This window comes from Klebsiella sp. CN_Kp091 (assembly GCF_040065095.1).
Classification (GTDB): domain Bacteria; phylum Pseudomonadota; class Gammaproteobacteria; order Enterobacterales; family Enterobacteriaceae; genus Klebsiella; species Klebsiella aerogenes.
This window is the reverse complement of record NZ_JBEAIO010000043.1, coordinates 87,850-101,970: the sequence shown is the minus strand read 5'-3', so window position 1 is coordinate 101,970 and position 14,121 is coordinate 87,850. Positions and strand designations below refer to the sequence as shown.

General features: G+C 60.8%; 15 protein-coding genes. 13 read left to right on the top strand and 2 right to left on the bottom strand.

Annotated features, from left to right (window positions below; translation table 11 throughout):
- Window positions 1-13: 13 nt before the first annotated feature.
- The 10 genes from phnF to phnP all read left to right on the top strand — a co-directional run bounded on the left by phnF (window position 14) and on the right by phnP (window position 7,692).
- The gene (gene phnF, locus ABLV17_RS18105; RefSeq protein WP_015368695.1) at window positions 14-739 is read left to right on the top strand and encodes a phosphonate metabolism transcriptional regulator PhnF; all 726 of its coding nucleotides are present in this window, start codon (window positions 14-16) and stop codon (window positions 737-739) included.
- Window positions 740-1,192 carry a phosphonate C-P lyase system protein PhnG gene (phnG, locus tag ABLV17_RS18100; protein ID WP_015368696.1) on the top strand — a complete coding sequence of 151 codons (453 nt, stop codon included), beginning with the start codon at window positions 740-742 and terminating at the stop codon, window positions 1,190-1,192.
- On the top strand, window positions 1,189-1,773 hold the full coding sequence (phnH, locus tag ABLV17_RS18095) for a phosphonate C-P lyase system protein PhnH (protein ID WP_015368697.1): 585 nt from the start codon (window positions 1,189-1,191) through the stop codon (window positions 1,771-1,773). The genes phnG and phnH overlap by 4 nt, the downstream gene beginning before the upstream one ends.
- Window positions 1,774-2,838 carry a carbon-phosphorus lyase complex subunit PhnI gene (locus ABLV17_RS18090; protein ID WP_308958317.1) on the top strand — a complete coding sequence of 355 codons (1,065 nt, stop codon included), beginning with the start codon at window positions 1,774-1,776 and terminating at the stop codon, window positions 2,836-2,838.
- Window positions 2,831-3,679, top strand: coding sequence for an alpha-D-ribose 1-methylphosphonate 5-phosphate C-P-lyase PhnJ (locus tag ABLV17_RS18085; RefSeq protein ID WP_015368699.1), 849 nt, complete (start codon window positions 2,831-2,833; stop codon window positions 3,677-3,679). Before ABLV17_RS18090 ends, ABLV17_RS18085 begins: the two co-directional genes overlap by 8 nt.
- Entirely contained in the window at window positions 3,676-4,434 is a 759-nt protein-coding gene (gene phnK, locus ABLV17_RS18080; protein ID WP_042894298.1) for a phosphonate C-P lyase system protein PhnK, read from the top strand. Before ABLV17_RS18085 ends, phnK begins: the two co-directional genes overlap by 4 nt.
- Window positions 4,435-4,541: 107 nt before the next feature.
- Window positions 4,542-5,222: a phosphonate C-P lyase system protein PhnL gene (gene phnL / locus ABLV17_RS18075; RefSeq protein WP_308958316.1), complete on the top strand. Its 681-nt coding sequence runs from the start codon at window positions 4,542-4,544 to the stop codon at window positions 5,220-5,222.
- Complete coding sequence (gene phnM / locus ABLV17_RS18070) at window positions 5,219-6,355, top strand: alpha-D-ribose 1-methylphosphonate 5-triphosphate diphosphatase (protein WP_308958315.1); 1,137 nt, start codon at window positions 5,219-5,221, stop codon at window positions 6,353-6,355. Before phnL ends, phnM begins: the two co-directional genes overlap by 4 nt.
- Window positions 6,355-6,918 (top strand): ribose 1,5-bisphosphokinase, encoded by a 564-nt coding sequence (phnN, locus tag ABLV17_RS18065; RefSeq protein WP_308958314.1) that lies wholly within the window; start codon window positions 6,355-6,357, stop codon window positions 6,916-6,918. Before phnM ends, phnN begins: the two co-directional genes overlap by 1 nt.
- A 15-nt stretch (window positions 6,919-6,933) precedes the next feature.
- Window positions 6,934-7,692 carry a phosphonate metabolism protein PhnP gene (gene phnP / locus ABLV17_RS18060; RefSeq protein WP_308958313.1) on the top strand — a complete coding sequence of 253 codons (759 nt, stop codon included), beginning with the start codon at window positions 6,934-6,936 and terminating at the stop codon, window positions 7,690-7,692.
- 22 nt (window positions 7,693-7,714) lie between these two features.
- On the opposite strand, the gene yjdP is transcribed toward phnP, so the two are convergent.
- Both yjdP and ABLV17_RS18050 read right to left on the bottom strand, forming a co-directional pair.
- Window positions 7,715-8,068 (bottom strand): DDRRRQL repeat protein YjdP, encoded by a 354-nt coding sequence (gene yjdP, locus ABLV17_RS18055; protein ID WP_045396524.1) that lies wholly within the window; start codon window positions 8,066-8,068, stop codon window positions 7,715-7,717.
- 70 nt (window positions 8,069-8,138) lie between these two features.
- Window positions 8,139-10,424 (bottom strand): hybrid sensor histidine kinase/response regulator, encoded by a 2,286-nt coding sequence (locus ABLV17_RS18050; RefSeq protein WP_271031625.1) that lies wholly within the window; start codon window positions 10,422-10,424, stop codon window positions 8,139-8,141.
- 189 nt (window positions 10,425-10,613) lie between these two features.
- Here ABLV17_RS18050 and ABLV17_RS18045 point away from each other — a divergent pair, with 189 nt between their 5' ends.
- Genes ABLV17_RS18045 through ABLV17_RS18035 form a run of 3 tightly spaced genes read left to right on the top strand, consistent with a single transcriptional unit; the run spans window position 10,614 to window position 14,098 of the window.
- Entirely contained in the window at window positions 10,614-12,134 is a 1,521-nt protein-coding gene (locus ABLV17_RS18045) for a sugar ABC transporter ATP-binding protein (RefSeq protein WP_032713455.1), read from the top strand.
- A complete protein-coding gene (locus ABLV17_RS18040) occupies window positions 12,131-13,129 on the top strand; it encodes a ribose ABC transporter permease (RefSeq protein WP_045380370.1) in 999 nt (332 codons plus the stop codon). The genes ABLV17_RS18045 and ABLV17_RS18040 overlap by 4 nt, the downstream gene beginning before the upstream one ends.
- A gap of 27 nt (window positions 13,130-13,156) precedes the next feature.
- Window positions 13,157-14,098 (top strand): ABC transporter substrate-binding protein, encoded by a 942-nt coding sequence (locus ABLV17_RS18035; RefSeq protein WP_113374716.1) that lies wholly within the window; start codon window positions 13,157-13,159, stop codon window positions 14,096-14,098.
- Window positions 14,099-14,121: the final 23 nt, after the last annotated feature.

Here is a 14,121-nt window from a genome sequence, read left to right as displayed (position 1 = left end):
AGGCTCGATAACAATGTACTTATCCAGACATCCGACCAGTTACCCCACCCGGTATCAGGAAATTGCCGCCAGGCTTGAACAGGAGCTGCGCCATCACTATCGCTGCGGCGACTATTTGCCTGCGGAACAACAGCTGGCGGCGCGCTTTGAAGTTAACCGCCACACCCTACGCCGCGCCATCGATCAGCTGGTGGAACGCGGATGGGTCCAGCGCCGCCAGGGCGTCGGCGTACTGGTATTGATGCGCCCCATCGACTACCCGCTCAACGCCCAGGCGCGTTTTAGCCAGAATCTGCTGGAACAAGGCAGCCACCCGACCAGCGAGAAACTGCTGTCGGTGCTGCGCCCGGCCAGCAGCCACGTTGCCGAAGCCTTTGGCATCGCCGAAGGCGAAACCGTCATTCATCTGCGCACCCTGCGCCGGGTTAACGGCGTGGCGCTGTGTTTGATTGACCACTACTTCGCCGACCTGCGCTTCTGGCCGGTGCTGCAAACCTTCACCCATGGCTCGCTACACGACCTGCTGCGCGACCAACTCGCCATCGAACTGACCCGCGTACGCACCAAAATCAGCGCCCGCCGCGCGCAGGCGAAAGAGAGCAAGCTGCTGGAAATCCCCAATATGGCGCCACTGCTGTGCGTACGCACGCTCAATAGCCGCGAGGGCGAGACAGTCACGACGGAGTACTCCGTCAGCCTGACCCGCGCCGACATGATTGAATTCACCATGGAGCACTGAATGCACTTCGATACCGCCACCCGCCAGCGCTGGATGTCCGTACTGGCCCACAGTGAACCGCAGGACCTTCTGGCGCGCATGCAATCGCTGCGGCTGGCGCCGGAGTATGAATTAATTCGCGCCCCGGAAACCGGGCTGGTACAGCTCCAGGCGCGCATGGGCGGCATCGGCGATCGCTTCTTTGCCGGCGACGCCACCCTGACCCGCGCCGCCGTGCGCCTGGCCGATGGCACCCTCGGCTACAGCTGGATTTTGGGCCGCGACCGCCCCCACGCCGAGCGCTGTGCGGCGATCGACGGCCTGCTGCAATCGCCTCACTATTTTCACACCTTAATGGAAACCCTCATTACCCCGCTGGAAGCACAACGCAGCGCGCGCCTTGACGCCCGCCGCGCCGAAGTCAACGCCAGCCGGGTCGACTTCTTTACTCTGGTTCGCGGAGATAACGCATGACATTACAAACCGCCTTTACCCTACCGGTGCAGGATGCCCAACACAGTTTCCGCCGCCTGCTGAAAGCAATGAGCGAGCCGGGAGTGATTGTCTCCCTGCAGCAGCTTCAGCACGGCTGGCAGCCGCTGAATATCGCCTCCACCAGCTTGCTGCTGACCCTGGCCGATCACGACACCCCGGTGTGGATGGCCGCCGCGCTGCATAACGATCTGGTCAGCCAAAATCTTCGCTTCCATACCGGCGCGACGCTGGTGGAACAGCCGCAGCAGGCGGTATTTGCCGTCGCCTGCGACACCATCAGCGCCGAACAGCTTAATGTCCTTTCCGCCGGTACCGTGGCGGCGCCGGAAACCGGCGTCACGCTGATTGTTCAACTAGCCAGCCTGAGCGGCGGACGCATGCTGCGCTTGACCGGCGCGGGCATTGCCGAGGAGCGAATGATCGCCCCACAGCTGCCAGACTGCATCATCGACGAATTAACCGAACGCCCGCACCCGTTCCCGCTGGGCATTGACCTGATCCTGACCTGCGGCGAGCGCCTGCTGGCTATCCCGCGTACCACCCACGTGGAGGTGTGCTAAATGTATGTTGCCGTCAAAGGCGGCGAGAAGGCGATTAGCGCCGCTCACGCCTTGCAAGAGCAGAAACGACGGGGCGATGGACGGCTTCCCGAACTGAGCGTTGACCAGATAAGCGAACAGCTCAGCCTGGCGGTGGACCGGGTGATGACCGAAGGCGGCATCGCCGACCGCGAACTGGCGGCGCTGGCGCTGAAGCAGGCCAGCGGCGATAACGTCGAAGCGATCTTCCTGCTGCGCGCCTACCGCACCACCCTGCCGCGGCTGGCGGTCAGCGAACCGGTTGATACCGCCGGGATGCGCCTCGAGCGCCGGATCTCCGCGGTGTACAAAGATATCCCCGGCGGCCAGCTGCTGGGCCCCACTTACGACTATACCCACCGCCTGCTCGATTTTGCCCTGCTGGCCAACGGCGAACCGCCGTCGGTGCAGAAAGCCGGTAGCGAAACGCAGCCTACGCCGCACGTCTTCAACCTGCTGGCGCAGCAGGGGCTGGCAAAAGCGGAAGCGGACTGCGGCGCGCCGCCTGACGATATCACCCGCACCCCGCCGGTCTATCCCTGCTCGCGCTCCTCAAGGCTGCAGCAACTGGTACGCGGCGATGAAGGCTATTTGCTGGCGCTGGCCTACTCAACCCAGCGCGGCTATGGCCGCAACCATCCGTTTGCCGGCGAGATCCGCAGCGGCTACGTGCAGGTGGAAATCGTGCCGGAAGAGCTGGGCTTTAGCGTCAATATTGGCGAGCTGCTGCTGACCGAATGCGAAATGGTCAACGGCTTTGTCGATCCAGAGGATGAGCCGCCGCACTTCACCCGCGGCTACGGCCTGACGTTTGGCATGAGCGAGCGTAAAGCGATGGCCATGGCGCTGGTCGACCGCGCCCTTCAGGCGCCGGAATACGGCGAAGAGATAAGCGGACCGGCCCTGGATGAAGAGTTCGTGCTGGCGCACGCCGATAACGTTGAAGCCGCCGGCTTCGTCTCGCATCTGAAACTGCCGCACTATGTCGATTTCCAGGCCGAACTGGCGCTGTTGAAACGCCTGCAACGGGAGAACGAACGTGGCTAATCCACTGACTGGCTATAACTTTGCTTATCTTGATGAGCAAACCAAGCGCATGATCCGCCGGGCGATACTGAAAGCGGTGGCCATTCCCGGCTATCAGGTGCCCTTCGGCGGCCGCGAAATGCCGATGCCCTATGGTTGGGGTACCGGCGGGATCCAACTGACCGCCAGCGTTATCGGCGAGAACGACGTACTGAAGGTCATCGATCAGGGCGCCGATGACACCACCAACGCGGTGTCGATCCGCCAGTTCTTTAAACGCGTAACCGGCGTCGCCACCACCGAACGCACCGAAGACGCCACCCTGATCCAGACCCGCCACCGGATCCCGGAAACGCCGCTGGTGGAAGATCAGATCCTGATCTATCAGGTGCCGATCCCAGAGCCGCTGCGCTTTATCGAACCGCGCGAAACCGAAACCCGCACCATGCACGCGCTGGAAGAGTACGGCGTAATGCAGGTGAAGCTGTATGAGGATATCGCCCGCTTCGGCCACATCGCCACCACCTACGCCTATCCGGTAAAGGTGAACGGCCGCTACGTGATGGACCCTTCGCCGATCCCAAAATTCGATAACCCCAAAATGCACATGATGCCGGCGCTGCAGCTGTTCGGCGCCGGGCGCGAAAAACGTATCTACGCGGTGCCGCCCTATACCGCAGTCGAAAGCCTCGATTTCGACGATCACCCGTTTAGCGTGCAGGAGTGGGATGAACCCTGCGCCATTTGCGGTTCGCGTCACAGCTATCTTGACGAAGTGGTGCTGGATGACAGCGGCCAGCGGATGTTTGTCTGTTCCGATACCGACTATTGCCGCCAACAGAGCGAGGCGCAGAAAAAATGAGCCAGCCGTTACTTGCAGTCAATCACCTGACCCATCTCTATGCGCCGGGAAAAGGTTTTAGCGATGTCTCTTTCGAGCTGTGGCCGGGCGAAGTGCTCGGCATCGTCGGCGAATCCGGCTCCGGTAAAACCACGCTGCTGAAAGCGATTTCCGCTCGTCTGGCGCCGCAACAGGGTGAAGTGCGGTATCAACAGCGATCGCTATACGCCATGAGCGAAGCCGAACGCCGCCGCCTGCTACGCACCGAATGGGGCGTTGTGCATCAGCACCCGATGGACGGTCTGCGTCGCCAGGTCTCGGCGGGCGGCAACATCGGCGAACGGCTGATGGCGACCGGCGCCCGCCACTACGGCGACATTCGCGCCACCGCCGAACGCTGGCTGCAGGAGGTGGAGATCCCGCCTTCCCGCATCGACGACCTGCCGACCACCTTTTCCGGCGGCATGCAGCAGCGCTTGCAAATCGCCCGCAATCTCGTGACGCAGCCGAAACTGGTGTTTATGGATGAACCCACCGGCGGGCTGGACGTCTCGGTACAGGCGCGCCTGCTCGATCTCCTGCGCGGGCTGGTGGTGGAGTTAGGGCTGGCGGCGGTGATCGTCACCCACGATCTCGGCGTCGCCCGCCTGCTGGCGAACCGTCTGCTGGTGATGAAACAAGGACAGGTGGTGGAAAGTGGCTTAACCGACCGGGTGCTCGACGATCCGCATCATCCTTACACCCAGCTGCTGGTGTCGTCGGTGTTGCAGAATTGATGCTGTTTTGCCGGATGGCGGCTGCGCCTTATCCGGCCTACAGGTGCGTTATTCGTAGGCCGGGTAAGCGAAGCGCCACCCGGCACTCCAACCCCGAGAGGGCTAAAATGATCCGCGTTGAAAACATCCATAAAACCTTTGTTCTGCACCAACAGCACGGCGTACGTCTGCCGGTGCTCGCCGACGCTTCGCTCTCCGTTAACGCCGGGGAGTGCGTGGTGCTGCACGGCCATTCCGGCAGCGGTAAATCGACGCTGCTGCGCTCGCTGTACGCTAACTATCTGCCGGACAGCGGTCATATTCATATCCGCCACGGCGACGAATGGGTGGATCTGGTGACCGCCACGCCGCGCAAGGTGCTGGAAGTGCGTAAAACCACCATCGGCTGGGTCAGCCAATTTTTGCGGGTGATCCCGCGGATATCCGCGCTGGAAGTCGTCATGCAGCCGCTGCTCGACCTTGGTACGCCGCGCGAAGAGAGCGCCGCTAAAGCCGCCCGTCTGCTGAGCCATCTCAACGTGCCGGAGCGTCTGTGGCATCTGGCGCCATCCACCTTTTCCGGCGGCGAACAGCAGCGGGTCAACATCGCCCGCGGTTTTGCGGTCGACTATCCGATTTTACTCCTTGATGAACCCACCGCCTCGTTGGATACCAACAACAGCGCCGCGGTGGTGGCGCTGATCCAGCAGGCTAAAGCCCGCGGCGCGGCCATCGTCGGTATTTTCCATGATGAAACGGTACGCGGCCAGGTCGCCGACCGCCTGCACCCAATGGGTATCACAGTATGATAATCAATAACGTAAAACTGGTACTGGAAGACGAAACCATCGACGGTTCGCTGGAAGTGCAGGAGGGACGAATTTACGCCTTTGCCGAGAGCCAGAGCCGGCTGCCCGGCGCCCTCGATGGCGAAGGAGGCTGGCTGCTGCCGGGGCTTATCGAACTCCATACCGATAACCTGGATAAATTCTTCACCCCGCGGCCAAAGGTTGACTGGCCTGCACACTCGGCGATGAGCAGCCACGATGCTTTGATGGTCGCCAGCGGCATCACCACCGTACTCGACGCCGTGGCGATTGGCGACGTGCGCGACGGCGGCGACCGCCTTGAGAATCTGGAAAAGATGATCAACGCGGTGGAAGAGACGCAAAAACGCGGGCTTAACCGCGCCGAGCATCGCCTGCATCTGCGCTGTGAACTGCCGCACCACACCACTCTGCCGCTGTTTGAAAAGCTGGTCGACCGCGAGCCGGTCACTCTGGTGTCGCTGATGGATCACTCGCCAGGTCAACGCCAGTTCGCCAACCGCGAAAAATATCGCGAATATTATCAGGGTAAATATCAGCTCAGCAGCGAGCAGATGCTACGCTTCGAAGAGGAGCAAATGGCGCTGGCGGCGGCCTGGTCGCAGCCTAATCGCCAGGCTATCGCCGCGATGTGCCGGGAGCGCCAAATCGCTCTCGCCAGCCACGACGACGCCACTCATGAACATGTCGCCGAATCCCACCTGCTTGGCAGCGTGATCGCCGAGTTTCCCACCACATTGGCCGCCGCGCAGGCTTCGCGCCAGCATGGAATGAATGTGTTGATGGGGGCGCCAAATATCGTGCGCGGCGGCTCTCATTCCGGCAATGTCGCCGCGCATAAACTGGCCGCCAGCGGCCTGTTAGATATTCTCTCTTCCGACTACTACCCCGCCAGCCTGCTTGATGCCGCTTTCCGCATCGCCGATAGCGACGACAACGCTTTTACGCTGGCGCAGGCTGTCCGTTTGGTCAGCAAACATCCGGCGCAGGCGCTGGGTCTGCATGACCGCGGCGTCATCGCCGAAGGCAAACGCGCCGATCTGGTGCTGGCGCGCCGCCGCGGCGAGCACGTCCATATCGACCACGTCTGGCGTCAGGGAAAGAGGGTCTTTTAATGCCTGGAAAACTGATTTGGCTGGTCGGCCCCTCCGGGTCGGGAAAAGATAGCCTGCTGGCCGCGCTGCGCCAGCGTGAGCATCCGCAACTGCTGGTCGCGCATCGCTACATCACCCGCCCGCACCAGGCGGGCTGCGAGAACCATATTGCGCTGAGCGAGCATGAGTTTTTCACCCGCGCCGAGCGTAATCTTTTCGCGCTAAGCTGGCATGCCAACAATAATTACTATGGCGTCGGCGTGGAGATCGACCTCTGGCTGCATACCGGTTTTGATGTCGTCGCCAACGGCTCGCGCGCGCATCTGGCGCAGGCGCGGGAACGTTACGATGACGTACTGGTACCAATTTGTCTCGAAGTCTCGCCACAGGTATTGCGCCAGCGGCTTGAACAGCGCGGCCGGGAAAATGCCGTGGAAATCGCCCAACGCCTGCAACGCGCCGCGCGTTATAAACCGGCCGACTGCCTGACGTTGAATAACGACGGCAGCCTCGGGCAATCGGTAGAGCGTTTCTTCCAGCTGTTGCGCCAGCACGCCGGGCGTGAAGAGAATCAGCATGCCTGAGGGTAAGGTAATACGATGAGCCTGACGATCCGCCTGACCGGCACCGGCGGCGCCCAGCAGGTGCCGGTCTTCGGCTGCGATTGCGCCGCCTGCCAGCGCGCCCGCGTCGATGCGCGCTATCGCCGCCGCCCCTGCAGCGCGGTGGTGCGCTTTAACCATGCGGTCACGCTGCTCGACGCCGGGCTGGCGGATCTGGCGGAACGCCAGCCCGCGGGCAGCTTCCAGCAGATTTTATTAACGCATTACCATATGGACCACGTACAGGGGCTGTTCCCCCTGCGCTGGGGCGTGGGCGATCCGATTGCGGTGTACGGCCCGCCGGATGACATCGGCTGCGACGATCTGTTTAAACATCCCGGCATCCTCGATTTTAGCCACGCCGTTACCCCCTTCACGGTATTTGAACTACAGGGGCTACAGGTCACGCCGCTGCCGTTAATCCACTCGAAGCTGACCTACGGCTATCTGCTGGAGTCGGCGCACAGCCGGGTGGCATGGCTTGCGGATACCGCCGGGCTGCCGGAGAAGACGCTGAAGTTTTTACTTAATAATCAGCCGCAGGTGATTGTCATCGATTGCAGCTACGAGCCCAGAGCGCAGACGCCGCGCAACCACAGCGACTTGAATACCGTGCGCGCACTGAACCAGGTACTTGGCTGCCCGCGGGTGATCCTCACCCATATCAGCCATCAGTTCGACCGCTGGATGATGACTAACCCGCTGCCGAAAGGTTTCGAGGCGGGATACGACGGCATGGAGATCGTGCTGGAGTAACCGGCGTCATGGCAATGGAAAATCAGTAATCGTTGTCGAGACGGCGCTGATCGCTTTCCAACTGGCGGCGATCGCTATCGAGCTGGCGCTGGCGCTCATCCAGCTGGCGACGGCGGTCATCAAGCTGGCGCTGGCGATCGTTATATTGCTGCTGATTATCCCTACGCTGCTGGCGGCTGCCCTGATAGCTGCCGTCATCGTAGCGTCCGTCGTCATAGCGCCCGTCGTCGTCGTCGGAACGGCTGCTGCCCGGATTGTAGGCATCGTTGATGGCTTGCTGAATATTGCCAATAGCGTCATCAATAATATCGGCGTGGGCCAATTGGCTGCTCAGCGCCAGCGTGCAAAAAAACAGAGCGGTTGCGTAACGTTTCATCAGGGCCAGTCTCATCAGGGTACTGGCGGTACCTTAATCAACCCTATTTGCCGCGTGTAGCGGAGGAATCTCAAATCCGCGCCATCGCCGCACGCAACGCTTGCGCCAGCTGCGTGCGGGTAAAAGGCTTGCGCAGTCGTTCCACCTCCGGCAATGCCGGATTGTGCGCCGGGCGCAAATCCTGGCCGCTAATCAATAGCAGCGCCACCGCCGGGAAACGGCGCTGCGCTTCGTGAATGACCTCGGCGCCGCTCAGCCCCCCAGGGAGCATTAAATCGCTAATCAACAACGCGATATCCCCGGAGGCCGCCAGCATCTGCAGCGCCTGCTCGCCGCTTTGCGCCTCCAGCGTCAGCCAGCCCAGCTGATGCAGCTGCTCGCATAGCGTCTGGCGCACATCGGCTTCATCCTCAAGCACCAAAGCCAGCCGCTCGCCGCTCGTTATCGGTTCGCTATCCAACGGTGCTCGTTCATCCTCCGCCGCTGACGTGGCTCGCGGCAGCTGTAAACGTACGGTGGTGCCCTGCCCCGGCGCGCTTTCAATCGCCACACGCCCGCCCGACTGGCGCACAAAACCGTACACCATCGACAGCCCAAGCCCGCTGCCGCTACCGGTCTGTTTGGTGGTAAAGAAGGGCTCGAAGACCTGCGTTTTTATCTCCTGCGACATGCCGCAGCCGTGATCAATCACCTCCAGCGCCACCATATCCTGACGTCGTCCATCGCTACGGGTAACCCGCTGGTTCCAGGTGCGCAGCGCGATAACGCCTGGCCGTCCCTCCATGGCGTCGCGGGCGTTCATCACCAGATTGATAATCGCGTTTTCCAGTTGCCCGACATCGATCCACGCCGGCCAGGCGGGAGACTGCGCTTCAATTTCAAGACGCAACGATGCGGGGAGCGAATGACGCATCAGTTCACAGACGTTCTCCAGCAATGGCTGTAGCGCCACCGCCTGCGGGTTCAGCGCCTGTTTACGCGAAAAGGCCAGCAGCCGCTGAGTAAGTAAGGCGCCGCGTTCGGCGGCCTTCAGCGCCCGCGATATCCGCGGCGCATCGCGCTCATCCGGCTGTACCAGTTCGAGACTACCGATAATAACCGCCAGCAGGTTGTTAAAATCGTGCGCCAGGCCGCCGGTCAGTTGGCCGACGGCTTTCATTTTTTGGCTATGCAGCAGCGCCTCTTCCAGCCCCTGTCGCTCAATGCGGTCAATTTCCATCTGGGTGGTTTTCTCCCGCAGCAGGCGGGTGGTGTGCTCAAGGGAAGCGGTATTACGGGCGAAAACGTTAAAGGCGCGCGCCAGTTCGCCAAGCTCATCGCGCCGCTGCAGAGCCGGCACCGTCACATTCTGCTCGCCGTGCGCCAGCCGCGACATCGCGCCGGATATCGCGTTCAGATTAAGGCCGAGATTACGATAAATATACCAACCGGCGCAGCCGGTAATCGCCAGCGCCAGCAGCGCGGCCAGCAGGATAAATGTGCTGATGGAGCGCAACTGCTGGTGGCTTTGCGCCGCCCGTGCCTCAGATGCCTGGGCTACTCTGGCAACGTACTGATTAATATCATCATTAAGCAGCGCAACCAGCGCTTTGATATGAAACATATACCAGCCTATCGCCAGATCGCTCTCTTCAAGCTGCGCCGATAGCGGCGCCAGCCGCGCCAACTCGGCGTTGAAATCCGGCAGGATAAACGCCCGCTCTGAATCGCTATCGTTGCGCGGTAAAAAGCGTCTGATGTCATCGAGCTGCAGGACGATTGAGCGCGGCGTCGCAGTGTGTATCGCGGCGACGATCAGCCGATCCATCTCGTTTAAACGCTGAGGATCGATCGCCGGTTTACCCTCGCGATCGTTGAGATCCTGCAAATGACGCAAATAGCTCTGGTTTTGATACAGCGCGCTCAGCAGTTCATTGCGCTGCAGATGGCGACGCTGCCCGCGCTCCAGCATGCCGCCGACGCTCTGCTGCAGCTCGTTGCTGCGGCGAATAATGCTCGCCACCAGCGTCTGTTCCTGCCGTGCCAGCGGCGCCGAGGCCAGTTGTCCAAGAGAATGCTTCAGCGCCTGTTGGGTTTCCAGCAGCCGTTCCGCTTCGCTTTTATACTCCAGCGCGCCTACTACCTGCGACAGCCGTACCGCCGCGGTGGCGACGTTCGCGGTATCACGCGCCAGATTCATACTGCCGCTCATGTCGGTAAGCGTTTGCAGCTGCACCTGCTCCTGCAACTGACTGGCATGGCGAAAACCGAAAATCGCCACTCCGGCGACCATTAACGTCACCGCCACCATCAACAAGTTAAATGACAGCAGGCGACCGCGGGCGCTAACGAAAAAGTACGGATGGCGAGAAGACATGGCGACTCCGGTCAGGCGTTTTCTCCCATCATTCCCGGACTATCGCCGAAGGTGAAGAAAATTTCTCGGCGTAATTGTGATCTGTATTAACTATTCAAAAATATGACAATTATGAATGGCCGATGACATCACTCATTTACGTTGCGGTGATGAAGTGCCGACATCAACAACGCAGCCAGGAGAGCAGGCATGCAGGGAACACCGGTGCTATCCATGCGCAACATCGCCAAAGTTTTCGGCAAGTTTTATGCGCTGAAAGGGGTGGATCTGACGGTCTGGCCCGGCGAGATCCACGCGCTGATGGGCGAAAACGGCGCGGGAAAAAGCACGTTGATGAAGATCCTCGCCGGCGCCTATACCGCCTCCAGCGGCGAGATCCTGATCGACGGACAACCACAGACGATCAGAGGCCCGAAGGATGCGCTGGCGGCAGGGATCACATTGATCTATCAGGAGATGCAGCTGGCGCCTAACCTCACCGTCGCGGAAAACATTTTCCTCGGCAGCGAGCTTTCCCGCGGCGGTCTGGTACAACGTAAAGAGATGGAGTCCCAGGCGCAGGCGGTTATCGACCGGCTCGGCGCGCAGTTCAAAGCCAGCGACCGGGTGATGAAGCTGACTATCGCCGAACAGCAGCAGGTGGAAATCGCCCGCGCGCTGCATCGCAACAGCCGCATTCTGGTGATGGATGAACCTACCGCCGCCCTCTCCTCGCGGGAAACGCAGCGCCTGTTTGAGCTGATTTTGCGCCTGCGCGATGAAGGGATGGCAATCATCTACATCAGCCACCGCATGGCGGAGGTGTATGAACTCTCCGACCGGGTCAGCGTGCTGCGCGATGGCCAGTATGTCGGCAGCCTCACCCGCGACCACCTTAGCGCCCCCGAATTAGTACGCATGATGGTTGGCCGTCCGCTCAGCGATCTGTTCAATAAAGAGCGCGATATCCCGCGCGGCCAGCCGCGCCTGCGGGTGCAGGATCTCAGCGACGGCGGCAAAGTGCATCCCAGCAGCCTGGTGGTGCACGCCGGGGAAATCGTTGGCTTGGCCGGGCTGGTCGGCGCCGGGCGTTCCGAGCTGGCGCAGCTGATTTTCGGCGTCCGTAAAGCGACGGGCGGGGTGATTGAAATCGACGGCGAACCGGTTGTTATTCACTCGCCGCGCGAAGCGATCGACCTCGGGATCGGCTTTCTGACCGAAAACCGTAAGGAACAGGGGCTGTTTCTCGAACTGGCGGCGCAGGAAAACATCACCATGGCGACGCTTGAGCGCGACGCCAATTGGGGGATGCTCGACCGTAAGAAGGCGCAAACCATCTCCGATGACGCCATCCAGCTGCTGAACATCCGCGTCCCACATGCCCAGGTACGCGCCGGCGGGCTTTCCGGCGGCAATCAGCAAAAGCTGCTGATTTCACGCTGGGTGGCGATCGGCCCGCGCATTCTCATTCTGGATGAGCCGACCCGCGGCGTTGACGTCGGCGCCAAAAGCGAGATTTACCGCATCATGAATCAGATGGCCCGCCAGGGCGTCGCCATTTTAATGATCTCCAGCGAATTGCCGGAAATCGTAGGCATGAGCGACCGGGTATACGTGATGCGCGAAGGCGCTATCGCCGGAGAGTTGCAGGTTGGCGAGATTAGTCAGGAAAGCATTATGACGCTGGCGACCGGCGTGAACGATTCTCACCTTAAGGCAGGACAAGCATGAGCATACCGAAAGAGACCTCCGCGCCGGCGGCGAAATCCGCCTCGGCAAAAAAAATGCTGATGGGCGACCTGATGCAAACCGTCGGCATCCTGCCGATTTTAATCCTGATCGTCGCGGTGTTCGGCTTCGTCGCGCCGAACTTCTTTACCGAAAGCAACCTGCTGAATATTACCCGCCAGTCCTCTATCAACATCGTGCTGGCGGCGGGGATGACCTTTATTATTCTGACCGGCGGTATCGATCTGTCGGTGGGGTCAATTCTCGGCACCACCGCGGTTGCGGCGATGGTGGTATCGCTCATCCCGCAATTCGCGATGCTGTCGATTCCGGCGGCGCTGATGCTTGGTCTGCTGCTCGGGCTGTTCAACGGCGCGCTGGTGGCCTTCGCCGGGCTACCGCCGTTTATTGTCACCCTTGGCACCTACACCGCGCTGCGCGGCGCCGCCTATTTGCTGGCCGACGGCACCACGGTGATTAACTCCGATATTAGCTTTGAGTGGATCGGCAATAACTATCTCGGCCCGGTGCCGTGGCTGGTGGTGATAGCGCTGGCGGTCGTGGCGGTGTGCTGGTTTATCCTGCGCCGCACCACCCTCGGTATTCATATTTACGCCGTAGGCGGCAACATGCAGGCGGCGCGGCTGACGGGAATTAAAGTCTGGCTGGTGCTGCTGTTCGTCTACGGCATGAGCGGGCTGCTTTCCGGGCTCGGCGGGGTGATGAGCGCCTCACGGCTGTACAGCGCCAACGGCAACCTCGGCGTCGGCTATGAGCTGGACGCCATTGCCGCGGTGATCCTCGGCGGCACCAGTTTCGTCGGCGGTATCGGCACCATCACCGGTACGCTGGTGGGGGCGCTGATTATCGCCACCCTTAACAATGGCATGACGCTGATGGGCGTCTCCTACTTCTGGCAATTGGTGATCAAAGGGGCGGTGATCATCATAGCGGTGCTGATCGACAAATACCGTACCCGACACCATCAAAGTGCATAACAACATCTTACCTGCGAGGAAAAGCGAATGCGTTTAAAACCGATAGTGACCGCGCTATGTGCCGGCGCGCTGCTGGCCGCCTCCCCTTTTGCGTCGGCCAAAGATCTACAAGCGATAGGCGTGACGGTGGGCGACCTCGCCAACCCGTTTTTCGTGCAAATCACCAAGGGGGCCGAGCTGGAAGCGCGCAAGCTGGCGGGGGACAAAGTGAAGGTCACGCTGGTGTCCAGCGGCTACGACCTGGGACAGCAGGTAGCGCAGATCGATAATTTTATCGCCGCCAAAGTCGATATGATCATCCTCAACGCCGCTGATTCAAAAGGTATCGGCCCGGCGGTGAAACGGGCGAAAGAGGCCGGAATCGTGGTGGTGGCGGTTGACGTCGCCGCCGAAGGCGCGGATGCCACCATCACCTCCGATAACACGCAAGCGGGCGCTATGGCCTGTAAATACATTAGCGATCGCCTGAACAACAAAGGCAACGTGGTGATTATTAACGGGCCGCCGGTTTCCGCGGTGCAGAACCGCGTCGAAGGCTGCGAAACCGAATTCAAAAAACATCCGGATATCAAAATCCTCTCCGCCAACCAGAACGCTAAAGGCAGCCGCGAAGGCGGACTGGAAGTGATGACGTCGCTGCTGGCGGCAAATCCGAAGATTGACGGCGTGTTCGCGATTAACGATCCGACGGCGATTGGCGCCGATCTGGCGGCGAAACAGGCGCAACGTAATGAGTTCTTTATCGTGGGCGTCGACGGCAGCCCGGACGGCGAAGAGGCGCTGAAGCGTAAGAATTCGCTATTCGTCGCCACGCCGGCGCAGGACCCGCAGGTCATGGCGGCGAAGGCGGTGGAAATCGGTTATGACATTTTGCAGGGCAAGCCCGCACCGACCGCACCGGTGCTGATCCCGGTGAAGATGATCGATAAAAATAACGTCAGCAGCTATAAGGGCTGGACGGTGAAATAACGCTGCAAAGCGGCTGACGGGTC

Coding starts and splice junctions, on each gene's coding strand:
- ABLV17_RS18050 (WP_271031625.1), bottom strand. CDS start 10,424: ATGTCTTCTCGCCATCCGTACTTTTTCGTTAGCGCCCGCGGTCGCCTG.
- phnH (WP_015368697.1), top strand. CDS start 1,189: ATGACATTACAAACCGCCTTTACCCTACCGGTGCAGGATGCCCAACAC.
- ABLV17_RS18040 (WP_045380370.1), top strand. CDS start 12,131: ATGAGCATACCGAAAGAGACCTCCGCGCCGGCGGCGAAATCCGCCTCG.
- yjdP (WP_045396524.1), bottom strand. CDS start 8,068: ATGAAACGTTACGCAACCGCTCTGTTTTTTTGCACGCTGGCGCTGAGC.
- ABLV17_RS18090 (WP_308958317.1), top strand. CDS start 1,774: ATGTATGTTGCCGTCAAAGGCGGCGAGAAGGCGATTAGCGCCGCTCAC.
- ABLV17_RS18045 (WP_032713455.1), top strand. CDS start 10,614: ATGCAGGGAACACCGGTGCTATCCATGCGCAACATCGCCAAAGTTTTC.
- ABLV17_RS18035 (WP_113374716.1), top strand. CDS start 13,157: ATGCGTTTAAAACCGATAGTGACCGCGCTATGTGCCGGCGCGCTGCTG.
- phnP (WP_308958313.1), top strand. CDS start 6,934: ATGAGCCTGACGATCCGCCTGACCGGCACCGGCGGCGCCCAGCAGGTG.
- phnM (WP_308958315.1), top strand. CDS start 5,219: ATGATAATCAATAACGTAAAACTGGTACTGGAAGACGAAACCATCGAC.
- phnL (WP_308958316.1), top strand. CDS start 4,542: ATGATCCGCGTTGAAAACATCCATAAAACCTTTGTTCTGCACCAACAG.
- phnG (WP_015368696.1), top strand. CDS start 740: ATGCACTTCGATACCGCCACCCGCCAGCGCTGGATGTCCGTACTGGCC.
- phnN (WP_308958314.1), top strand. CDS start 6,355: ATGCCTGGAAAACTGATTTGGCTGGTCGGCCCCTCCGGGTCGGGAAAA.
- phnF (WP_015368695.1), top strand. CDS start 14: ATGTACTTATCCAGACATCCGACCAGTTACCCCACCCGGTATCAGGAA.
- phnK (WP_042894298.1), top strand. CDS start 3,676: ATGAGCCAGCCGTTACTTGCAGTCAATCACCTGACCCATCTCTATGCG.